This window comes from Nitrosomonas sp. PY1 (assembly GCF_022836435.1).
In the GTDB taxonomy this organism is placed as follows: Bacteria; Pseudomonadota; Gammaproteobacteria; order Burkholderiales; family Nitrosomonadaceae; genus Nitrosomonas.
The window spans coordinates 338104-362705 of the sequence record NZ_BQXC01000001.1; the positions used below are offsets into that span (position 1 = coordinate 338104).

Below are 24602 nucleotides of genomic sequence, written 5' to 3' on the forward strand. Positions count from 1 at the left end.
GAGACAACCGGATAAGCACGGGTTAATTGTTAGAGCAATTTAGATTCTCGACTTCGATCAAGAAGGGACTTGGATGGCCAATAAAGATAAACTGAAGGTACTAATGGTTGAGAATTCCGAGCATGATGTAGAGCAAGTTATGTTGTTGCTTGCTAGAGGCGGATTTCAAACGGAGCACTTGCAAATAACTTCAATTGAAGCATTACAAAATGCATTGTCAAATCATTGCTGGGATTTGATTTTATCTGATTACGATTTGCCGCAATTGACTGTCCATGATGTGTTGCGGATTGTCCGTGAAAAAAATCTCAACATTCCACTCATTATATTATCCAGCCATACCGATGAAACAGCGGCAGAGCATATTATGGCTTTGGGTGCGTATGACTTTATGATGAAGCATCACTCGACTAGATTGGTGCCGGTGATACGCCGCATGCTAAATGAAGCCGAAAACCACCAACGTTTTATCGTGGCGCAAAGCGCGTTACAAAAAAGTGAGGTGCTATTTCAAGCCATTACAGCCAATCTTCCGAGTGTCGTTTTTCAGTTCTTATTGACGAGTAATGGAGAAACCAGTTTTCTGTATGCGAGCGATGCAAGCGAAACACTGCTGGGTTTGCGTCCAGAAAAACTAATTGATTACCCCGGTTTATTTCCTGAACTAATATTGCCTGACGATAGGGAATCTTATTGTCAGTCATTTGTGGTATCTGCGGAACAACTTTCTACCTGGGATTGGGAGGGTTGCATTCAAGTTAAGGGTGATAGCGATATCAAATGGATTAGCTTACGCGCTACGCCAAGAAGGATAGATAATGAGGCTACGGTGTGGGATGGCATCATGATCAATATAACCCGCAATAAATTAGCCGAACGTGAAATAGCGCGTTCACGTGAGCAATTGGCTGAATTGTCTTCATATATGCAGAAAGTCAAAGAGCAGGAGCGTGCGCGTATTGCTCGGGAGATTCACGATGACATAGGTGGAACCCTGACGGCTATTAAATGTGAGCTTTTTCCGTGTATTGATCGAGAATCCAGAGCCCCTGAATTTTATCAACAGAAAATGAAATCTGTTGAATCGCTGGTCGATCGCGTTATTGATAGTACACGCCGTATTTCCTTAGATTTGCGCCCAGGTATTTTGGACTGTGGTATCGTTGCCGCAGTCCAATGGCAAGCTAAGGAATTTAGTGCTCGTACAGGAATCGCTTGTAAAGTTTCTTGTGATAGTGATGACATAACGCTAGACTCGGATTTGGCGATTGCAATTTTTCGTATATTTCAAGAAGCGCTTACCAATATTTCGAAACATGCCGGAGCATCTCAAGTACATGTTACGCTCACTGATCTAGACCAATTGATTCTTCTTGAGATTGGCGATAATGGCCGTGGTATCACTAATACAGATATGGAGAAACATGATTCTTTTGGAATTAGAGGAATGCGTGAACGTTGCCAACAGTTGAAAGGAAGTTTTTATATTTCCGGAGGCCCTAATGAAGGAACAAAGGTAACCATTCTTATTTCCAAAGGCGACAATACAATCTCTGCAAGAGAACCTATTGATTTTGAAATGGAAACCAATAGAGAATGTTTTGCCAATCATTCAATGAGGAAGTGATCTCATGGTTTTGAATAGCAGAAGATATATATGATTAATGTCATGATAGCCGATGATCATGCAATTGTTCGTCAAGGCCTAAAACAAATACTTAGCGAGACCGATGACATTAAAGTAACCGGAGAAGCTGAAACAGGGTTTCAAGCAGTTAAAATCGCGCGGCAGCAATCTTTTGATGTAATGTTGCTTGATATATCACTACCTGACAGAAACGGTATCGAAATTCTTAAACAAGTTAAAAAAGATAGACCTACTCTTGCTGTTCTAATGTTGAGTATGCATAACGAGCATGAATTTGCAATTCGCGCATTAAAAGCTGGTGCCTCCGGCTATCTAAACAAGCAAAGTGCACCAGCGCAGCTGGTTGTGGCGATTCGACAGGTCGCTACTGGCAACAAGTATGTCAGCCCAGTAGTGGCACAAGAGCTAGCAAATATCATTAATACTGACGCCGATAAACCACTACATTCGACTTTATCGGATAGGGAATATCAAACTTTGTGTTTTATTGCTGCAGGGAAAACATTATCAGAAATATCGGGTGAAATGTTTCTAAGTCCCAAGACAGTAAGTGTTTATCGTGCACGTTTATTGGAAAAGTTAAAATTGACCAATAACTCTGAACTCATTCGTTATGCGATAAAAAATAAATTGGTTGATTAATGCATTATTTTTTCCACAATGAGGAAAGAATTCAGTCGATATACTGATTCGTTTCTTTTAACATGTAAAGTGGCTAGGCATGAGCAACGCGGCACAAATATTAGCAGTCGTTTACAATATTTTTTCTATTGCGGTCTTTCGAATTGAATAGCTATGAACGAGTTAAAAAACGCAAACCCAACAATTGTTGCTCGTGAAACCTTAAAGCAGCTTGCTACGCTCAAAATTCCTCCAACACCTGATAATTATTACAAGCTTTATAATCAAATTGCCGGGGTTTCTGATAGCTCAGTAGAAGCGAATTCCTTAAGCGCTGATGCTACTGCAAATCAGGCGATTGATAATGCTAATTCGATTTCTGAAAGTCCCCTGAACTGGGGGGAAACACTGGAAATGTTATTGAAACAACTGGAAAGTAAGCACGGTAAGTTAACGGTTGCCAAAAAAAGGGAAGGTGTTACTCGAGTTTTAAGTAAGTTTTCCAAAGACTCTAGTCAGTTGCATATCAAGCTAAAAGGATTAATAGATTCATGGGGGGCATTAGCCGCCGTTCCCCCTAAGTCATCTCAGGATGATCTTGATGAGCGACAAAAAGTACCGCTCGAATTGACACCGTCCGTAGAATCTGTAATCGCTGAGACAGAAAATACACAAAGGCTATTACTAGATGAGCAAGATATTCAAATTGACATCGATCAGATAGTAGATGTTGCAGGACAAATTTTGGGTCGAATCGTCGCATGTCAGATTGAAGATACTACCCTATCAGAAGAAGCTAAGGAGTTAGCGCATCAAATACGCCAGGTAAGCAGTCAGTCGGAATTGGCATTATTTGTAACGTGTTTCCAGCAATTCTACAGTAATTTTAATGCTTATGATAAAGATCAAAAAACGCTTCGTCAGGGATTACTGAAGCTGTTAGGTATGCTTATGGATAGCACCGGAGAATTATTAGCAGGCGATCAGTGGATCAAAAACCAAATCGATAAATTGCGTATAACGATGTCGAAACCATTGAATCAAGCAGTTATCGAAGAAGCGGAACAGTGTTTAGGAGTAATAACGCAAAAACAAGACCAGATTCGATTGAGCCTAAATGAAGCCAAAACAACACTAAAACAAATGGTGACCTCGATCATCACTAACATCGAAGAATTAACCGATGCTACTGGAGAATACCAAGAGAAACTTGAGGATTATTCAGATAAAATCAGCAAGGCAGATGATATTGTTGATATAAATCAGCTGCTTGGATTGATCATGGGTGAAACTAAGCAAATGCAAAAGAATGCACATAGCTACCGTAATGATTTTCTGGCAGCTCGTGCCGAAGTTTCTAAAGCGCAAGAAAAGATTAACCAGCTTGAAACTGACCTCATGGAGATGGGAGAAAAAGTTCACGAAGATCATCTGACAGGTATATTGAATCGACGCGGCTTGGACAGCGCGTTTATGCGAGAAACTGCTCGCTCAATCCGCCACCGTATTTCTTTATGTTATGCCTTGCTTGATATTGACAACTTTAAACAACTCAATGATACGCATGGTCATAAGGTTGGCGATGATGCATTAATCTACCTAGTTCAATCGATCAAAGAAACAACGCGACCTGAAGATGTTGTTTCACGCTACGGCGGAGAAGAATTTGTAGTTTTATTACCGAACACGGAAAAAGAAGAGGCTTTTGAAGTATTGTCCAGGATACGGCGCAATTTAACCAAGAAATTCTTCTTGCACGACAATAATCGACTGTTGATAACGTTTAGTGCGGGTATCGCGCAATTTAGTCCGGGAGAAAGCCAAGAAAGCATTTTCAAACGAGCGGATGAGGCGCTATATCGCGCCAAGAAATCTGGCAAGAACCAGATACTTATGGCTGAATGATTGTTTGTGATCTCTACCATCAATGTATTTCTTTAAAACAGTTTAAATAACACTAATTCTCCTTTTTATTTCTTCAATTCAACCCCAAATTCCTCTGTTAATGTTGCTGATATGGCAGTGCATAAGCGGGATATGGGTTCTCCTTCGCAATCCAACGAAAAACTACCCCCTGGTCCGCGGCGCAGGCCTTCATACGCTTAATGAGGAGGTTAGTAATGCAAAAAGCCACAAATAATAAAAGAGGAATGTTGAGACTAGTTAAGTCACCAAACTTAGTTGAAAGTGAGCAGAAACCTATGACTGACTCAGAGAAATACTATAGGCAAGTTCAACAATATGCTGAACAGATACGTAATACGAGAAATGCCGATGAAATTGTTCGGATTCTTGATATTGTTTTGTCCGAAACGCGAGAAGTGAAGTTCAGTGATGAAGCATTCGTCGCACAGGAGCAAGTGAAACTGGCGGAACAAAAAATAGAATCGCTAAAGAATGAAGTTGAACAGTTACGCAACCTTGTGCAGACAGATCAAATGACAGGCGCGTTTAATCGTCGAGGTTTAGAAGATATTTTTAAACGCGAGGCAGCTCGTGCTGATCGGAATGCGCAATCTCTGGGGGTTGTTATGGTTGACTTGGATGATTTTAAACGAATCAATGATTGCTTAGGGCATCCCTATGGCGATAACGTTTTGATTAGTCTGGTTACCGTTGCAAAGGAAACACTACGTCCTACTGACGTGGTGGTGCGCTTTGGTGGTGAGGAGTTTGTCATTTTATTGCCTGATGTTGAAATGAATGAAGCGCTAACAATTGTGCAGCGGATACAAAATAACCTCGCAAAAAGCAGTGCCCTCCCACTCGAAAACCAACTTATGCCGATTACCTTTAGTGCAGGTATTGCGCTGCGCGCTTTTGGAGAAAATCAAAACTCGGTAATTAGTCGTGCTGATCAAGCGCTATATCAAGCTAAGCGCATGGGGAAAAATTGCACCATTCCTTCAGTGGCTTGAGATTACTATATAAATTAAAGTGTTATTTTACTTTGATAAGCATTCCTTAAAGCACTAAATTGCTGGATAAAATTATGAATCAATGTGGAGAATTAGTATGACCGGCTTTTTTCTTGGACGGCAGCCCATCTTAGATCGCGATCAGAATTTAGTGGCATTTGAATTGCTATTTCGGCAAGAGGAGAATGAAGAAGGAGTGACTGTCACAAACGAGTTAGCCGCTTCTTCCAATGTTATTGTAAACGCTTACGGTCAATTTGGTATCCAAAATGTACTTGGAAATCAACGTGGATTTATCAATGCGGATCCGGAATTGATCATGAGCGATATCATTTCTTTGTTACCAAGTAAGCATGTCGTTTTGGAACTAAAAGAAACGGCAGAGATCACCCCTGAATTTTTACGTCGCTGCGGTGAATTGAAAAAAACCGGATATCAATTTGCACTCGATAATGTTACTGCTATTAATGCTCAAGTAGAGCAGTTATTGGCCATCGTGAGCATTGTAAAAGTAAATGTTCTTGATCTCGATGAAGAGAGCCTCACTAAATTGGTGACTGCATTAAATCGTTGGCCTGTGCTATTGCTGGCACTAAAGGTAGAAACTCGTGAGCAACAAGTACACTGTATGAAACTGGGTTTTCAAATGTTTCAAGGATACTTTTTTGCTAAGCCTGAAGTATTGACGATAAAACGTGCAGATCCAGGGAAATTAGCTTTATTGCAATTATTGGCTGTTATCACAAGTGATAGCGATATAGAAGAAATAGAAAAAGAATTTAAACACCAACCAGGCTTAAGTTACAACTTGATGCGTATGGTAAATTCGGTTGCTAATGGGTTGCCGCAAAAAGTTAATTCGATTAAGCATGCCATCACGATGCTTGGTCGAAAGCCATTGCAGAAATGGATTCAACTATTACTTTATACCTCTAATCAGTCAGGCGACAGCATGTCAAGCGCTTTGCTACAAACTGCAGCTGCGCGTGGCAAACTCATGGAATTAATCGCGATAGCTGAGCGACCTCACGACAAAAATCATCATGAAAGAGCTTTTATGGTCGGCATATTATCACTTCTAGATGTGTTACTCGGTATGGACATGCAACAGATAGTGGATAATCTCGCTATTTCTGAAGACATGAATCAGGCACTCGTATCGCGTGGCGGTCGTTTAGGACAGGAATTGAAGCTAGTAGAAGCCAGTGAAAATAGTGAAGTTGAAACGATGCAATCGATTTTAACTGAATTAGGATTTTTAAGCCTAAGCGAGTTAACCAACATTGAAATGCAAGCAATTGGATGGGCTAATCGTATGAGCGAAGCTACAGGTTAGGAAAAGTTTGCAATCTAAATTATTTATATTCCAACAAGTAATTTCTCGATTCGGAATCGGTAATAAAAATACTATAAGTGATCAGCGATGCAATAAATAATAATTTAGCAATTCACTTTTCTCCCGTGTTAAAAAATTGACTCTCACTCATCGTGAGATGTTGTAGCAATGCTCTACTGACCATAAAGAGTTTCAATTAAATTACAACAGGTAAGAGGAATAATAGGTAAATGACCAAAACAATTCTTACGGTCGATGATTCTGCATCTATCAGGCAAATGGTTGTTTTTACGCTTAAAGGTGCGGGTTATGAAGTAATTCAAGCAGTTGATGGTGAGGATGCGCTTGCAAAGGCGAATCAGCACACTGTTAATCTAGTGCTAACCGATATCAATATGCCGCGAATGGATGGTTTGAAACTTTTAGCGTTGCTACGGAAATTATCCAACTATAAGACGATACCTATTTTGATGCTCACAACAGAATGCAGTGATGACATTAAGGCCAAAGGCAGGGCTGCTGGTGCTACTGGTTGGTTGGTCAAACCATTTGATCCGAAGAGATTACTCGAAGTGATTGCTAAAGTTATTGAGTAATTCATGCATCAACCAGATTCATTTTAGTGAATAGCTAATTTTTATGGTTTTGTTTTTTATTTTATTCACTTAAATGCAGTGTTAGGCTATTCGCTATCTTGAAAACCTAAATAGGTAATCTATGAGTGATGATCTTGAACAATTCTATGAAATATTTTTTGAAGAATCTTCAGAATTACTTGCGGATATGGAAGCCTGTTTGCTCAGGTTAAATGCTAATTCGCCTGATCTCGAAGATTTAAACGCGATATTTCGTGCTGCACACTCTATCAAAGGCGGAGCAGGAACATTTGGTTTTGTCGATATAACGGAGACAACGCATATGCTGGAATCATTGCTCGATAAATTGCGTAAAGGTGAGCTTGAGGTACGCAGTGAAATGATTGATGCTTTTCTTAAAGCGGGAGATGTGATTAAAAATCAGCTCGCGGGGCATCGTGGTGAAGGCGCGGCAGATCCTGCTGAAGTAGCTATGGTTTTGGATGAATTGAAAAAACTAAGCGATGAAACGCAACTATCATCGAATAAGGAATCCTTCAGTGCTGAGGGTAAAACTGATGCTTCTATTGAAGGCTCTCGAGCTGTCGAGAATGTCACTGCGGTAATAGAAAATAAACTAAAGCATGTTTATAGTATAGAGTTTTCAAAATTTGGTTTAAATGAGGCCATATTAGAGAATTTATTTAATAATCTTCGGTTATTGGGTGCTCTTGAAGACGAAGCTAGGAATAATGATGACCATTTGTGCAGACTAAAGCTGGCTACCGAAAATAGTGAAGAGGATATTTGGGAGACTCTGGCTTTTGTTGTAGATCCCGAGAAATTAAAAATTGAATCTGAGGCATCAAGTAATATCAATGAAAATGTGCATAGAGAAAAAGAAATTGTGGCTTTACCCCGTCCAGACGTACCTGTAGATCCTCAAAAGAATGATTTCTCGGAAATAGTAGAAAAGTCATTACTCCATCCGAATACAGGCCAACCTCAAACGGAAAAAACGACTACCAAAACTAATGTATCTGCTACATCGAATGAAGCTTCTTCAATTCGAGTAAGTATCGAGAAAGTGGATCAGATGATCAATCTGGTTGGGGAATTGGTGATTACACAAGCGATGCTGGCTCAGACAGCTTCTCAATTTGATCCGATTGTTTTTGAGAAATTACACAGTAGTATGAACCAATTGGAGCGAAATACTCGTGATTTACAAGAATCTGTGATGTCGATTCGCATGATGCCAATTAGCTTTGTATTCAGTCGATATCCTCGTGTGGTGCGTGACTTGGCTTCAAAAATGAATAAGCAAGTGGTATTAAAAACAGTCGGTGAAAATACCGAACTTGATAAAGGACTCATCGAGAAGATTGCTGACCCCCTGACACATTTAGTTAGAAACAGCTTAGACCATGGAATCGAGCGGCCTGAAAATCGTAGAGCCGCAGGTAAGCCGATGCAAGGTACGATTACGTTGCGTGCGTTTCATCAAGGAGGCAGTATTGTGATCGAAGTTAGCGATGACGGTGCGGGTCTTAATCGAACAAAAATTCTTGCCAAAGCTCGGGAGCGTGGATTGTCAATTCATGATGGCATGACCGACCAAGAAGTTTGGCAGTTGATTTTTGAAGCAGGATTTTCTACTGCTGAAACTATCACGGATGTTTCCGGCCGAGGTGTCGGAATGGATGTGGTGAAGCGTAATATTCAAAGCTTAGGCGGGCGAATTGATATCGAATCTTCGTTTGGTGCTGGTACGCGGATATCCATTCGTTTGCCATTGACACTGGCAATATTGGATGGATTGTCTGTTGCAGCCGGCGATCAAATGTTTATCATACCGCTCAATTATATTATCGAGTCATTACAACCGACTGCTGCCGATATCAAAACCGTCAGCGGCAATGGCAGAGTTGTGCAAGTGCGCGGAGAGTATCTCCCTGTCATAGCTTTGCATGAGATTTTTAATCTACATCCTAACGTTGCTTCAGTACACGATGGTATTTTGGTTATCCTGGAAGCAGAAGGTCGCAAGGCGGCACTGTTTGTCGATCATTTGGTTGGTCAACACCAAGTCGTCATCAAGAGTCTTGAAACTAATTATCGTCGAGTTAAAGGCGTATCGGGTGCAACGATTATGGGTGACGGAAAAGTTGCACTCATTCTCGATACAGCAGCTTTAGTAATGGCATCACAGCAAGAAATGGTGTGATGCTGATGTCTTTTTGAACGGTTATTCTTTGATACAAATATACGCTAGCCGCCATCCTATAAAGCTTATCAATACGAGTTTCTTAACAGTATAGAACACTAATTTTCGCACGAAAATCTGATCGTTAAGTCAAATTTTAATGTGCGTTTGATTTTCTAGAATAAAGATAGAAATTGGCATACTATGGAAATGAGTGCGGACAGAGAGATTGTTGATAATAATGAGCGAGAATATGCTTTTACTCAGCAGGATTTCGAGTGCATTAAGAAGCTTATTTATCAACACGCAGGAATCTCGTTATCATCGAGTAAGCAGAATATGGTTTATAGTCGTCTTGCACGACGAGTTCGCGCAAATGGCTTAAGGAGCTTTAAAGACTATTTAAGCTTTTTGGAGAAAGGCAATGCTGAAGAATGGGAGGCATTTACGAATGCGTTAACAACTAATTTAACGGCTTTTTTCCGTGAACAACATCATTTTCCTATCTTTGAGAAGCATCTAGAACAGCGTAAAAATCAGAAGAAGATACAGCTTTGGTGTAGTGCATCTTCAACAGGTGAAGAGCCTTATTCAATGGCTATGGCAGTGACTAACGCGTTTAAATCCATGACTCCGCCGGTACATATTTTGGCCACCGACTTAGATACCAATGTGCTCGCAAAAGCTCAGCTTGGAATTTACCCATTAGATCGGTTGGAAAAAATTCCCAAAGAAAAACTTCGTCAATTTTTTTTGAAAGGCAAAGGCCATCATGCCGGACTAGCTAGGGTTCGTCCAGAGTTACGCAATATGGTCACATTCCGGCAATTAAATTTACTGGATGAAGTTTGGCCAATTCGTGGCCCTTTTGATGCGATATTTTGTCGTAATGTGATGATTTATTTTGATAAACAGACGCAGTATAAAATCCTGAAGAAATTTGTTCCGTTGTTAGCACCCGACGGATTGCTATTTGCCGGGCATTCGGAAAGTTTTCAGCATGCATCTGATTTGTTTAGGTTGCGCGAGAAAACAGTGTACGAATTAGTTCATAAATGAGGCAGCGTTATGGCTCAAACTCCTGTTGGTCAGGTTGCGACTAATTTTTATTTTGATAGAAACTTTGACATTGAAGCGGTTAAGCTGCTACCCGGTGAATATTTTGTAACCGACAAAGATATGATGTTGGTCACAGTTCTTGGGTCATGTGTGGCGGCTTGTATCCGAGATCATCGCAGCGGAATTGGTGGGATGAACCACTTTATGTTACCGGATGCTGGGGGAGACTCTAATAATCCGCTCAATGCATCAGCCCGTTATGGCACTTATGCAATGGAAATACTAATTAATCAACTTCTAAAGCTAGGCGCCCAGCGATCGAATCTTGAAGCGAAGCTGTTTGGCGGTGGAAATGTCATCGAGGGTATGACCGTTACTAATATTGGCCAGCAAAATGCAGATTTCGTCTTGAATTTTCTTAAAGTAGAGAAAATAAAGGTGATAGCGCGGGATTTGGTCGATATATTTCCACGCAAAGTCTATTTTTTTCCAAAAAGTGGTAAGGTAATGGTAAAAAAACTGAGAAATATCCGTAATATCGAAATTTCGGTGCGCGAGAGTGCTTATAAACAAGCTTTGAATAAGGTAAATATGGGTGGTGGAGAAATTGAATTGTTTCTTAAGTGAGCCATTAGAATAAATGAGACACTATTATGAACAAAATTAAAGTCTTGGTTGTTGACGATTCTGCATTAATACGTAAACTACTTGCCGAGATAATCAATAATGAATCCGATATGGAAGTTATTGGTGCTGCTGCTGATCCGCTCATAGCACGCGAGATGATTCGTGAGAAAAATCCTGACGTGCTGACACTGGATGTCGAGATGCCTCGTATGGATGGCATTGATTTTCTAGAAAAATTGATGCGCCTTCGACCGATGCCGGTGGTAATGGTATCCACCCTGACCGAGAAAGGATCCGAAGTAACTTTTCGCGCTCTGGAACTCGGGGCAGTGGATTTCGTATCAAAACCTAAAATTGGCATTGTGGATGGGCTTAAAGAATATAGTAGTGAAATTACCAATAAAATTCGTATTGCAAAAGCTGCACGAATAAAAAAGTATACTGCGATTACAGCAACTCAGAGCAATGCCGCGGATGTGGTTTTGTCATCATTGTCCAATCGCATCGTCTCAACGGAGAAATTGATCATTGTTGGGGCTTCTACTGGAGGCACGGAAGCAATTAAAAATTTTCTTATACAAATGCCTCCTGACTCTCCGGCAATCTTAATTACGCAGCATATGCCAGAAGGCTTCACGAAATCCTTTGCTAATCGGTTGAATAGCCTTTGCAAGATATCAGTGACAGAAGCGCGTAGCGAAGAACGAGTTCTACCGGGGCATGCATTTATTGCGCCAGGACACTCGCATTTACTATTGAAACGTAGCGGTGCAAATTATATTACCGAATTGAATCAAGGTGAGCCGGTGAATCGACACCGTCCATCGGTTGATGTACTATTTCGCTCAGCGGCGAATTGTGCGGGTAAGAATGCGATTGGTGTTATTATGACGGGCATGGGAAGAGATGGTGCGTCTGGAATGTTAGAAATGCACAATGCCGGCGCCTATAATTTTGCCCAAGATGAGGCTAGTTGTGTGGTTTTCGGGATGCCAAAAGAAGCGATTGCGGCTGGAGGGGTCGATGAAGTTGTACCGCTAAAAGATATTGCCAGAAGCGTGCTGTCGAAGTTATCTTCTATGGGGACCCGTACCAATCGCGTATAGTTAAATTTCCTTCATTTGTTGGAGACCAATATTCAATGTTGATTGTGCTGAATATTGTCCGATTCGTGGTACTGATTTTTGCTACTAGCTTGCTAATAAGCTGTGGAATTTTGCAAGAAAGAAGCTCGCCATCACTCAATACTGCTAAGTTGGCTGATTCTGCGTATGTAAAGAAAGTACTATACTCTCAATTTAATGACTGGCAGGGCGTTCGTTATCAATATGGTGGCTTAAGTCGCGCGGGAATTGATTGTTCAGGCTTTGTTTATATAACGTTTAAAACAAAATTGGGACTGGATCTGCCCCGAACAACTGCGTTGCAAACTAGACTAGGGAAAGTAATCAACAAAAGTGAGTTAAAGGCAGGCGATTTGGTTTTCTTCAAAACAACTTTTCAATCAGGGCACGTCGGTATTTTTTTAGAGAGTAATCGTTTTTTGCATGTTTCCGAAAAAAAAGGTGTCACGATATCTCGACTGGATGACAATTATTGGAACTCCAATTATTGGAAGTCGGTTAGAATATAGTCTCTTCTCAATTAATAAATTCAGTGTTTTTCAAAAGTGATTTTTAGAGACTATTAATTTTATGCCTGAATCAGAAGTTCTATTTTCTGAAGTAGCACAGTATCTTAAGCCCGAAGACGTTGAACAGCTGAAAATTGCGCATTCCTTTGGTAGTGGTGCGCACTCAGGGCAATTTCGTAAATCTGGCGAGCCTTATTTTTCCCACCCAATTGCAGTAGCAAGGATTCTAAGTTCTTTGCATCTTGATGCACCTACATTAATGGCGGCTTTGTTGCACGATGTAGTCGAAGACACTGAAATTTCCAAAGCCGAAATTGGAGAACGTTTCGGTGATTCCGTGGCTGAATTGGTGGATGGTGTCTCTAAACTAGCAAAGATCAAATTTCAAACGCAAGAAGAAGCGCAAGCGGAGAATTTTCGCAAAATGCTGTTGGCAATGGCGCGTGATGTGCGTGTTATTTTGATTAAGCTAGCGGATCGATTGCACAATATGCGTACGCTGGAGTCTATGAGTTTCGCAAAACAACAGAGTATCGCACGTGAGACACTAGAGATTTATGCTCCTATCGCTTATCGACTAGGTCTTAATAATGTTTTCCAAGAATTGCAGGAGCTGGGCTTTCGTTATTCCTATCCAATGCGTTATAACGTATTGGTTAAAGCCACAAAAGCAGCGCGAGGTAACCGCCGTATGGTGGTTGGTAGAATCCTCGATGCGATTAAAATAAAATTGAAAGAAGCAGGTTTGGATGCGGAAGTAACGGGACGGGAAAAGCATCTTTATAGCATCTATACCAAAATGTTAGATAAGCATTTGTCTTTTTCTGAAGTACTTGATATTTATGGGTTTCGTGTGATTGTCAAAGATATTCCTGCTTGCTATGTAGCCTTGGGAATATTGCATGGGCTGTATCGCCCTATTCCTGGAAAATTTAAAGACTACATTGCGATACCTAAGAACAACGGCTATCAATCGTTACACAGCACTTTATTAGGGCCATTCGGCTTGCCGATTGAGGTTCAAATTCGTACGATCGAAATGCATAGCGTTGCAGAAAATGGTATAGCGGCGCATTGGCTTTATAAATCCTCAGATAATAGCGAGTTCAAAAACGAACACTTGAAGTCTAGTCAATGGTTGCAAGGATTACTAGAGGCGCTATTATCAAATACTTCCGATTCTTTGGAGTTCCTGGAGCATCTTAAAATTGATCTATTTCCTGGCGATGTGTATGTATTTACCCCGCAAGGAAAAATATTGACCTTACCAAGAGGTTCTACAGCAGTTGACTTTGCATATGCGGTACATTCAGATATAGGGAATTGCTGTGTTGCGGCAAAAATTAACGGCGAAAGCGCTCCTTTGCGCACTAAATTAAAAAGCGGCGATCGCGTCGAGATTGTTACAGCGCCTTACGCAAAACCTAATCCTGCTTGGCTCAGTTATGTGGTAACCGGAAGGGCGCGTTCTCATATTCGTCATTTTCTCAAGAATATTCAATATGACGAATCGGTGAAATTGGGAGAACGATTATTAAATCAGGCGCTGCAGTCATTCAATATCAATCCAGAAGCGATTACTGACGCACAGTGGGAAAAACTTCTTCGTGATACTGGTGTGAAGTCTAAAGATGATTTATTTGCAGAAATGGCTTTAGGAAAACAACTTCCTGCTGTTATTGCAAAACGACTTACTTCTCCTCTTGAATCTATTGCTAACGAACAAATAGCAAACCCCATCATAATACTAGGAACAGAAGGGTTGACCGTTCAATTTGCTAAATGTTGCCGGCCGATCCCAGGGGATGAAATTGCAGGTATCATTAAAAAAGAACATGGCTTGATCATTCATACGCATGACTGCGCAATCATTGCCAATAGTCAGAAAAACCTAGAGAACTGCTCAAATTGCTTGGATGTGGCTTGGGGTAAAGATATTGACAGAAGTTTTGAAGTAAGTATTCGGGTTACTGCGGCAAATAAAAAGGGTGTACTGGCGCAAGTTGCGGCTGAAATCGCCAAAGCTGAATCTAATATTGATGATATCGATATGGAAAGCGGGGATGACTACACTTATATGCGCCTGATTATACAAGTCAATAATCGCCAGCACCTTGCCCAGGTGATGCGAGGACTTAGGCACATTAAAGACATCATTAAGATTACCCGAATCAAGGATTAGCGGCTTCCTCTTAATCGCTTATTTTCTTGCCTCATCATAGTCTACCAATCAGTTAAAAATAGATGAATTCCGTGCATTATTTAGCAGGTTTGATGTTGGTTTTGTTTGTGAGAATTCTGCTAAAATATAAGATTCTATTTTGTACAAAGCGTTTAGCAAGGAAGAGTTGTCATGGCTTATGTAGTAACTGAAAGTTGTATTAAATGTAAGTATACAGATTGTGTGGATGTGTGTCCGGTTGATTGTTTTCGTGAAGGTCCTAATATTTTAGTTATTGATCCGGATGAGTGTATCGATTGTACATTGTGTGTTGCAGAGTGTCCGGTGGAAGCAATTTTTGCAGAAGATGATGTGCCCGATGGACAAACACATTTTATTGCATTGAATGCAGAGCTCTCCAAAGAATGGCAACCAATCATTGAGAAAAAAGATGCATTACCAGATGCTGATAACTGGGCCAAAATTAGTGACAAATTTGATCAATTGGAACGTTGATTGATTACGGCGGTAATTTTTCTACCGCATGACCGACAGATTTTTCAAATTCTCAGAAATTCCCATAGATGAAGTTTTGAGTCGCCTCAGAGCGGGCGCTACGGTTGTTACTCCGAACCGCAGGCTAGCTTTGACACTGACAAAAAAGTTTAATCGGAACAATGCTTGCTCTGCAAAGTTAGCTTGGAAAACGGCAGATATTCTGCCGTTTTCCGCTTTTCTCGAAAGAATATACTCCGATGCGTTTTATTCATCGCAGACGCAAGTTGCGTCGCAATTGCTTTCCGATTTGCAGGAGCGGTTGTTGTGGGAATCGATTATTTGCTCCTCAGATGTCGGGTATGGTTTACTACAACATTTCCAAACCGCTAAACTAGCACAAGAAGCATGGCAGTTTTTGCATGCCTGGAAAATTTCTCAGGTGTTTGCAAGTTATCCTCTTGGCGATGACGCTAGTACTTTTTTAGCATGGGCTAGGTTATACGAAAAAACAACGTGCAATCATCTACAAATTGATCAAGCACGGCTTTGTGATTGGGTTTCTGAAAATTATCAAAATATATCCATAAAAAAAATAGCTTCATTGATCTGCTACGGCTTTGATTTTTTTACTCCGCAGCAAATTCAATTACTGGAAAAACTCCAGAACAGTGATTGCGAAGTAACAGTAGCCTATTCGATTTCCTCTCATCAATTCGATGCGAATCGACATTTCAAGAAAATAGGCAAAGTTGGATTTTTAACCAGCAACGATGAAATTAAGCAAGCTGCTATTTGGGCTCGTACACGCTTGGAAGAAAATCCTCAGACCTCTATCGGTATCGTCGTACCCGATTTAGCCAACTATCGTAGTGCAATTTTGCGCATTTTCAATTCCGTGATGTATCCCGATGCGCATTCTTTATTACCAGGAGCTGATCGTAGAGCAGTTCCTTTTAATTTGTCATTGGGACTTTCTCTGAGTTCTTATCCACTAATTGACGCAGCTTTGATTTGCCTTGATTTATTGCAGGCAGCAGTTCCATTCAATCGAGTGAGTCAGCTTTTACATTCACCTTTTATCGCCGGCTCGGAAAGTGAAAAAATGCCGCGCGCATTACTGGATGCTAAATTACGCCGATTTAGCGAACCTACCATAACGCTTGATCGTTTCATTGCATTGATACGGTATATTGATGACGGAGTATCTTGCCCACTGTTATTTCAATGTTTAAATAAGCTAGCCGCTTTTTGTAAAGCAAAGCAATTGAATTCGGGTAGTTATGTTATTTATTCCGAAATGATTACTGAATTATTGCAATTACTGGGTTTCCCGGGCGAGCGACGTTTAAATTCTGATGAATATCAAACCTACCAGAAATGGCAATCGCTGCTGATAGATTTCGCATCGTTAGACCGTGTTAAATCGGAAGTTTGTTTTAATAAAGCAATATCACATTTAAAACAAATAACGCATGACACCTTATTTCAGCCTGAATCACCATCTGTACCGATACAGATTTTGGGGGTATTGGAAGCCAATCTAATCACATTCGATCATCTCTGGGTGATGGGTCTTTCAGACGAACAATGGCCCTTAAATGCCGATCCTAATCCATTTATCCCACTGGAATTACAGACTAAAACAGCATTTCCTTTTGGATCTTCATCGCAGGCATTCGCATATTCTAAGAAATTGACGCAGCGATGGCTTCTCAGTGCTAATGAAGTAATTCTAAGTTATCCTGAAAGCAGTAATGATGGTCATGTGTTATTACCGAGTCCATTGATTCACACGGTTGCAAAAATTTCTATCGAACAGCCTTCCTGGAAATCCTACGATGAACGAATTACTCAATCTTGTACGCTAGAAACGATCGAGGATCATCAAACCTTTCCACTACCGTTAGAAATCCTTAAGCAACCTGTCACTGGTGGCACTGCTGTTATCAAAGATTATGCTGCGTGCGCAATTCGCGCTTTGATCAAGCACCGGCTAAAAGTAAAACGCTTAGAAATACCCCATAACGGACTCAATGTTATGGAACGCGGCATACTCATGCATGATGCCTTGGCCTACCTATGGAAACAATTGGCGAGTAAAACAGAACTAGACACACTCAATGATGTGGATTTGGAAGAGGTGCTTGCGAGCAGTGCTAATAACGCGCTATCGAATTTGCAATCGGATAAACACACTAGATTTTCTCCAGGCTTCTATGAAATTGAATTACGGCGGTTGACAAATGTGCTCAGCAATTGGTTGGATATCGAAAGAAAGCGATCTGGTTTTACGGTAGCTGCAATCGAACAAAAGGAACTTATACAAGTCGGTAATCTGATTCTGAATGTTCGTATAGATCGCATAGATGTGTTGGAAAATGGCCAATCGATCATTATTGATTACAAAACAAATCGACAATCGATTCAAGCTTTGATCGGCGACTATCTGGATGAGCCTCAGCTACCGTTATATTTGGTCATGGCGAACTTGCATCAGCAAGCGTCGGGTATTGCATTTGCTATTGTCAAAGCAGGTGAGTTTGGGTTTATAGGCATTTTGCAAGACTCGGATTTATTGCCTGATGTGAAAGCCTATTCGCAGCTAACTGGCTGCAAACACTTTGGTTCTTGGCGAGAACTGATAGCAACTTGGCAGCAGCAATTGATAGTGCTTGCCGAAGGATTTTCCAGTGGTGATGCACGTGTTAATCCTAAAAACTACCCTGTAACGTGTCAACAGTGCGATATGCAATTGATCTGCCGGATCTCTCAGCGTTTGAATGTCGACTCTTTTACACAGTCAAAGAGCGAGAATGATGATTGATCATCCTGTTCCTGATGTTTCAGAACGTTACCGCGCTTTAAACCCGGAAAATTCGTTTATTGTTCAGGCACCGGCCGGATCTGGAAAAACCACGTTGCTGATTCAACGTTATCTAAGATTGCTGGCTTGTGTTAGTTCACCCGAAGAAATTGTTGCCATTACCTTCACGCGCAAGGCTGCTGCAGAAATGCGCACACGTGTTTTAGCGGTATTGGAGATTCAGCAAGGTGAAGAACACAACAATTCAGGCATAGAGCGGGATCGACTGAATCGCGAATTATCAATGGCGGTACTGGATCGCGATCAACAGTTAGGCTGGCAACTAATCAGTAACCCGCAGAGATTACGCATACAAACCATCGATGCATTATGCGCTTCGCTTGTACGGCAAATGCCTATTTTATCAGAATTTGGTGCGCCACCAAGAATCGCTGAGCATGCTCACGATCTTTATCGTGAGGCGGCGCGCATTACCCTGAACTTAATAGAAAAAAACGAAGTAATTGCACAAGACATAAAAAAGTTATTGGTGCACTTAGATAATGATTGGGCCAGAGTAGAATCCTTAGTCGCAGAAATGCTAGCAAAGCGTGATCAATGGTTACGTCATTTGATGATCGGGAAGCCCAGAGAAGAATTGGAAATTGCCTTGCAGAATGTACGCAACAATGCACTGCAATCGGTTTATCGATTATTTCCGCACGAACTTCAAAATGAATTATTGCAATTAATAAGGTATGCAATAGGTAACCTTGGACAAAGCGGGCCAGAACAGCAAGCTTCAGAAATTAGTATGGCTAGTGAATTAGAAAATCTGGCTACAGCAAACATTCAACATTGGAATGGAATAGCAGCATTGTTATTGACTGGAAAAGGTGAGTGGCGCAAGAAAATCACGGTCAATGAAGGTTTTCCTTCTGGTAACAGCCAAAATGAAAAAGTATCGGCAAAGAAGTGGAAAAGTAGGTTGATGGATCTATTGGAATTGTTGCGATCAAATGAAGAGTTGCGGCAATCTTTGCAGGCTGTCCGGTTATTGCCACCTCCTAATTATTCTGAGCAGCAATGGCAAATCATCGCTGCGATTACCAGTTTATTGCATCACGCAGTAGCCGCACTGGAAATTGTTTTTCAACAATCTGGTCAGGTGGATTTTGCCGAAGTTACCCTACGAGCTTTGCTAGCGCTTGGGGATTCAGAATTTCCTACCGATTTGGCCTTGGCTTTGGATCATCGCATCAAGCATCTGCTGATTGATGAATTCCAAGATACCTCGATCAGTCAATTTCAGTTAATTGAAAAGCTGACAGCGGGATGGGAAATAGGAGATGGCCGCACTCTATTTGCAGTGGGCGATCCCATGCAATCCATTTATCGTTTTCGTGAAGCAGAAGTAGGGTTGTTTCTGCAAGCAAGACAGCAAGGTATCGGTAACGTAGTGCTGCAACCAATCACACTGACGGCCAATTTTCGATCACAACAAGGTATCGTGGATTGGGTGAATGATACTTTTGGTCGTGTCATGCCTGCCGAAGAAGACATTTCTAAGGGAGCGGTAGCATATGCTGCTTCGATAGCCATGCATGCTTCGGATACTGAAAAGGCAGTCAAAGTGTATCCTTTTTTGACCCGCAATGATGTTGAAGAGGCTTATCAAGTACGCGATATTCTTGTAGAAACCAGACGTAACAATCCAAACGATACGATTGCAATTCTGGTACGCAATCGGAATCACTTGGTTGCAATTACCGAGGAGCTCAAAAAAGCCAAGATTGCTTTCCGAGCGGTTGAGATTGAACCGCTACAAAACAAATCCGTTGTGCAGGATTTATGGGTTTTGATCCGAGCACTCCTCAATCCTGCTGATCGTATTGCTTGGATCGCTCTTTTACGGACACCTTTTTGCGGCATTCGCTTGGATGATTTGCTTGCTTTAATCGACTCTGGACAACAGCATAGCCAAAGCAACCTCACACTAGGTGAGGTAACAATCTGGGAGTTATTGTGCAATGAAATTTACTGGAAGAATCTTTCAACCGATGCCACCGAACGTATTTGCAGATTAAGGGATGTGTTGCAGCTTTGTATTGAACACCGCCAGCGTCGATCATTACGCGATACCGTTGAAGCAGCTTGGCGAATACTGGGTGGACCGGGCTGTGTGGATATTTATACTGGAAATCACGCGCAGCATGAAATCGATTTAAGCGATGCAATGGTTTTTCTAGATTATTTGGAGAAACAGGAAAATGCATGCAGCATTCCGGATATTGCGAATTTTGAAGCGGGCCTGAATGAACTATACGCATTGCCTGATCCAAGCGCCGATGATCGATTACAGATTATGACTATCCATAAGGCCAAAGGGCTTGAGTTTGATACCGTTATTGTTCCTGGACTGGGCCGCAATCCTCGCAATAAAGACAAACAATTACTAAAGTGGATTGAGCAACCGAGTCATGAAAAAAATAAGACGCAAAATGTAATAACCGATCTTCTATTGGCTTCTATCGAGAAAACTGGTGAACCGCCGGATTCTACCTATCGTTGGATTGATAGCCTTAATCAGGAAAAAGAGCAATTTGAGTCAGTGCGATTGCTTTATGTTGCTGCTACCCGTGCGCGAAAATATCTGCATTTATTAGGCCATGTTAATTTGGATGCTACACAACAAGAATTGTTTGTTAAAGAACCTGGCGCACGTTCTTTACTATCGCCGTTGTGGGTAGTTGTTGCACCGGATTATCTGGCTGTAGCAACAAAAGCGCAAATTGAGGGTAAAGTTCACTCACTACAGGAAGATAACAAAGCAATCAATCAAAATTTTTATCGCTTGCCTAGAGATTGGAAACTACCTAATGCTTTTCCTGCTGTGGTCTGGCAAGAACCACCGTTGAATGAGGAGTTTGAGCATGTTATTGAGTTTTCCTGGGCCAGTGAAATCGCTCGATGTGTTGGCGTAGTCACGCATCGTTGGTTGCAGCAAATTGCGGAAGATGAAATGCGTGAATGGAATGCGGTAAGAATACAATCGATGCAGAATCAACTCAAAAAGAATCTGTTTGCGGTGGGTTTGAATACCAGTGAAGAAAAGTTAGACAACGCAATTGATCTAATTACACATGCATTGACGAATGCGGTAACAGATCATATAGGTCAATGGATATTGGGTCCGCAACAAAATGCGCAAAACGAATTAAGAATTACTGGTGTTGTGAAGAGTGGTTTTGTTCAAGGGGTGATTGATAGAACCTTTTATGATTCCGATAAAACACGTTGGATCATAGATTACAAGATAAGCAGCCATGAAGGTGCAGATTTACAGGAATTTCTTAATCGTGAGCAGCTTCGCTATCAGCATCAACTGGATCAATATAAACAGTTAATGCAACAAATAGATCCCAGTCCGGTAAAGCTGGCGTTGTACTTTCCTCTAATGCGCAGTTGGAAGGTTTGCTAAAGTGGATCAATTCTGAACTACTACATCTGAACATACTACAATGTATGTTACTTAGCTTTGTCACCTGATGGTTTGTAAAAAAGAAAATCTTCAACTTCAGTCGTTTTTATATATTCCTTGGACCAAGAGGGTGAGACCTTCTTGTGATGAAAATACAAAGCACCATTTGTTTGATCCACTAATTGATGATTCAACGCTTTTCGAGTAATTTCCTTTGCAGTAGCATAAGATTCGTCCTCTTTTGCGTCATCTGGACGGCCGTCGCACCACCATGAAAATTGACACGCCCCTTTTTCCTGCCCTTGTTTCACTACTCCGCAAACAGTTTCTGGAAACCCCTCATGACCAACCCGATTCATTACAACATTGGCCACGACCTCCATTCCAGAAATACTTGTGCCGCGCGCTTCCCAATAAATTGTACGAGCTAGACAAGTGATTGCATCTTCCATGGGTTCTTTACCTGACGGATCAACAGCCTGTACTTGAGTTTTTGTAATTAATTGACTGGTTGGGGGCGGAGAAGCTTGACTTCCCTCAGTTGCAACTTTCTCTTCTAGAACCTCAGCTTTTTCTTTTGCAACTTCAGCTTTCTGAGCTTGGTCGTCTGCAAAAGCTAATGAAATTGATAATATAGTTACTAATTGAATCCCGAATATAATTATTTTCATGAATTTTTAATACGCTGTTTTACGACTATCACATTTGATAACCAAATTCTACTGGCTTGTAAGGTCATTTTAAATAGGAGAATAGTCCTATGTATTGATACCGATTTAAAACTGATCATCCACTGCCGTTGAGAAATGACAAAATCAATCTGTAACACATCGGCAAGGGTGCTGGCATAATCAAGGGCAGAAATGCGCGGATTGTCATTAAAAACCACTTTCTCGTATAAACACAGATGTGATCATTTCATAGATTCTCGTTGCGAATGAGATGGGAGTTCCTGAAATAAGAATGCTTCCTTTAATTTCTTTTTGCGGTACTGCGGAGGAAACATTATCTAAGTAGACAGCATAAATCGTTTCTTCCGGTACGAATGTACCATTCTTGCCACTCCGAGTAGCCACACTTCCACCATAGTTTGAAACCAGATAGGTCAAGTCAAGGTTCCTGATTTCGCTTTTATCGATTCTATTAACGGAAGCTGTTAATTTAGGTAATTGAAGATCCTCAGGATAGAATGAGGCTTGTTGTCCAGGTTCAATTCGATTCAACTCATATTCTGAGACAACGCCCCTGATTTCAGAGGTGTTCGAGTCCATAATAGAAAGAAGTGGTGTCGCGCTTTTAACCCAGCGTGATACGTGCAGTGTTTCGTCCATTTCTGTAACGACACCCGAAAATGGTGCACGCAGGGTAAGCTTCGTCTGCTGTTTTTCCAATCCTTCCAGTTTGCTAGATTCTGATGCAATTTCTTCCAGTATTACCTGCAGATTATCCTGTTCTTGACGACTGATCACTGATCTTGTGGCGCGCAGTTCTAGTAACTCGAGTTGTCTGCGTGTAAGTGCTATTTCTACATCGAGTTTCTGAGATTTCAGTACTATAAGAATTTGATCCTTATCTACTTTCTGTCCTGTTTGAATCTCAATGGAAACAATTTGGGCGGATTCAGGTGTGAAAATCGTACTGTAATTTGCTGAAGTCAATACGCCTGGAATATAAATATTTGAATTCCAAGGGATAAATAAAAGGCTTATAAGACTTATAAAAATAAGTATCCATATTCGTAACCGATTATTTAACCGGATGCTATTTTTTAACATCCACCAATACCGAATTTCTTTAAAAAGAGGAACAAGAATAAGTGCAACGATCTCTACTGCGAATAGAATAATACCTAGTAATTTGAAAAATAAATGATAAACCAATAGGGCAATTCCAATGAATAGAATCAAGCGATAGAGCCAGGTAAACCATGCATAGCCAATCAATTTAAATTCTATTTCAGGGGAGAAATGCTCAGGTTTTTCTTCGATGGATCCAAACAGTAATTGGCGCAATTTCCATTTTGCTAGTAGAAATGATCGCTGCTGCAAATTATCGATACCCCACCAGTCTGACAAAATGTAGTAACCATCGAAGCGCATAAAGGGTGTGATATTGATCAGCAGACTACCAATCAAACTGGTAGTTGCAACTACAAAACAAACGCTACGCAATATTCCTTCGGGTAAAAATGCCCAGATAAATAAACAAATACCAGCGATTAGCAGTTCATTCAAAACTCCAGCCGCAGCTACATGCATTCGCTGCCTTTTTGAAGATAGCCGCCAAGTATCCGACATATCGCTATAGATCATTGGTACCATGACCATGAAGGCTAACCCCATGCTAGGTACGCGACAACCATAATGCTTCGCCGTATACATATGTCCAAGTTCGTGAATGGTCTTTACGCCTATTAATCCAACCGCATAAACCAGAATGCCTTGCAACGAGAAAAAGTAAAGAAATGTGCTTACAAACTCATCCCATTGACGTGAAACCAAATATAAGCCTGCTATACAAATCAGAATAGCAAAACTTAGAGAGGTGACAGAAAAGAGCTGCTTGATAAAAGGATACGTTCGATTCAGAAATACATCAGGTTGAAAAAGAGGAATACGAAAAAATAAATATTGATGGGCTATTTTCATCAAAAAACTGGTATGAGTATTTCTATGTTGCATTAAATACTCAGAGGCTGGCTGCGTGTGGGATTGATTCGTTAACTGGTTGTACTGTAGGAAGTTAATTAGGGTTGTCACATCTTCTTGCGTCGGTTTAAAAACGGTTTCATTTGCGATCTGATCTATTATTTGCTGACTATTATTAATTGACCATCTGCTCAGCATATGGTGGATCAAAACGCTTATCCGGTAAAAACGATTATTGACTGGATCGTATAAAGTCCACGTGGTTGATCCATCATGGGCATTAGGCGCTTTTAAGAAATGCAAATCGCTTCGTAATGAAGGTAAGGATTGAATATCGTTTGAAGACATATTTTCTTTTTCCCCAGAACACATCGTGCCAATCTCTTAA

17 protein-coding genes are annotated in these 24602 nt (G+C 41.0%); 15 read left to right on the forward strand and 2 right to left on the reverse strand.

Going from position 1 to position 24602, the window contains the following annotated elements:
- Nucleotides 1-73: 73 nt before the first annotated feature.
- From W03_RS01535 to W03_RS01605, 15 genes are all read left to right on the forward strand, one after another.
- Nucleotides 74-1627: a histidine kinase gene (locus tag W03_RS01535; RefSeq protein WP_244070738.1), complete on the forward strand. Its 1554-nt coding sequence runs from the start codon at nucleotides 74-76 to the stop codon at nucleotides 1625-1627.
- 30 nt (nucleotides 1628-1657) lie between these two features.
- Nucleotides 1658-2290: a response regulator transcription factor gene (locus W03_RS01540; RefSeq protein WP_244070740.1), complete on the forward strand. Its 633-nt coding sequence runs from the start codon at nucleotides 1658-1660 to the stop codon at nucleotides 2288-2290.
- Between the two features lie 153 nt (nucleotides 2291-2443).
- Entirely contained in the window at nucleotides 2444-4174 is a 1731-nt protein-coding gene (locus tag W03_RS01545; RefSeq protein ID WP_244070742.1) for a GGDEF domain-containing protein, read from the forward strand.
- Nucleotides 4175-4389: 215 nt separating this feature from the next.
- Nucleotides 4390-5187 (forward strand): GGDEF domain-containing protein, encoded by a 798-nt coding sequence (locus tag W03_RS01550; protein WP_244070744.1) that lies wholly within the window; start codon nucleotides 4390-4392, stop codon nucleotides 5185-5187.
- Nucleotides 5188-5284: 97 nt separating this feature from the next.
- Nucleotides 5285-6523 (forward strand): EAL and HDOD domain-containing protein, encoded by a 1239-nt coding sequence (locus W03_RS01555; protein WP_244070746.1) that lies wholly within the window; start codon nucleotides 5285-5287, stop codon nucleotides 6521-6523.
- Between the two features lie 230 nt (nucleotides 6524-6753).
- Complete coding sequence (locus tag W03_RS01560) at nucleotides 6754-7119, forward strand: response regulator (RefSeq protein ID WP_244070748.1); 366 nt, start codon at nucleotides 6754-6756, stop codon at nucleotides 7117-7119.
- 121 nt (nucleotides 7120-7240) lie between these two features.
- Nucleotides 7241-9325 (forward strand): chemotaxis protein CheA, encoded by a 2085-nt coding sequence (cheA, locus tag W03_RS01565; protein ID WP_244070750.1) that lies wholly within the window; start codon nucleotides 7241-7243, stop codon nucleotides 9323-9325.
- A 189-nt stretch (nucleotides 9326-9514) separates the two neighbouring features.
- Nucleotides 9515-10363: a CheR family methyltransferase gene (locus W03_RS01570; protein ID WP_244070752.1), complete on the forward strand. Its 849-nt coding sequence runs from the start codon at nucleotides 9515-9517 to the stop codon at nucleotides 10361-10363.
- Nucleotides 10364-10372: 9 nt separating this feature from the next.
- Entirely contained in the window at nucleotides 10373-10990 is a 618-nt protein-coding gene (gene cheD / locus W03_RS01575) for a chemoreceptor glutamine deamidase CheD (protein WP_244070754.1), read from the forward strand.
- A 26-nt stretch (nucleotides 10991-11016) separates the two neighbouring features.
- Complete coding sequence (locus W03_RS01580; protein ID WP_244070756.1) at nucleotides 11017-12096, forward strand: chemotaxis response regulator protein-glutamate methylesterase; 1080 nt, start codon at nucleotides 11017-11019, stop codon at nucleotides 12094-12096.
- A gap of 35 nt (nucleotides 12097-12131) precedes the next feature.
- The gene (locus W03_RS01585) at nucleotides 12132-12623 is read left to right on the forward strand and encodes an NlpC/P60 family protein (RefSeq protein ID WP_244070758.1); all 492 of its coding nucleotides are present in this window, start codon (nucleotides 12132-12134) and stop codon (nucleotides 12621-12623) included.
- Nucleotides 12624-12684: 61 nt separating this feature from the next.
- Nucleotides 12685-14805, forward strand: a complete 2121-nt coding sequence (locus W03_RS01590; protein WP_244070760.1) for a bifunctional (p)ppGpp synthetase/guanosine-3',5'-bis(diphosphate) 3'-pyrophosphohydrolase — start codon at nucleotides 12685-12687, stop codon at nucleotides 14803-14805.
- Nucleotides 14806-14976: 171 nt separating this feature from the next.
- Entirely contained in the window at nucleotides 14977-15300 is a 324-nt protein-coding gene (gene fdxA, locus W03_RS01595; RefSeq protein ID WP_244070762.1) for a ferredoxin FdxA, read from the forward strand.
- A 28-nt stretch (nucleotides 15301-15328) separates the two neighbouring features.
- A complete protein-coding gene (locus W03_RS01600) occupies nucleotides 15329-18106 on the forward strand; it encodes a PD-(D/E)XK nuclease family protein (protein ID WP_244070764.1) in 2778 nt (925 codons plus the stop codon).
- Nucleotides 18063-21566, forward strand: a complete 3504-nt coding sequence (locus W03_RS01605) for an exodeoxyribonuclease V subunit beta (RefSeq protein WP_244070766.1) — start codon at nucleotides 18063-18065, stop codon at nucleotides 21564-21566. The genes W03_RS01600 and W03_RS01605 overlap by 44 nt, the downstream gene beginning before the upstream one ends.
- A gap of 47 nt (nucleotides 21567-21613) precedes the next feature.
- Here W03_RS01605 and W03_RS01610 read toward each other — a convergent pair whose 3' ends face one another.
- On the reverse strand, nucleotides 21614-22237 hold the full coding sequence (locus W03_RS01610) for a cell wall hydrolase (protein WP_244070768.1): 624 nt from the start codon (nucleotides 22235-22237) through the stop codon (nucleotides 21614-21616).
- 207 nt (nucleotides 22238-22444) lie between these two features.
- Entirely contained in the window at nucleotides 22445-24562 is a 2118-nt protein-coding gene (locus W03_RS01615; protein ID WP_244070770.1) for an HlyD family efflux transporter periplasmic adaptor subunit, read from the reverse strand.
- Between the last annotated feature and the right edge of the window lie 40 nt (nucleotides 24563-24602).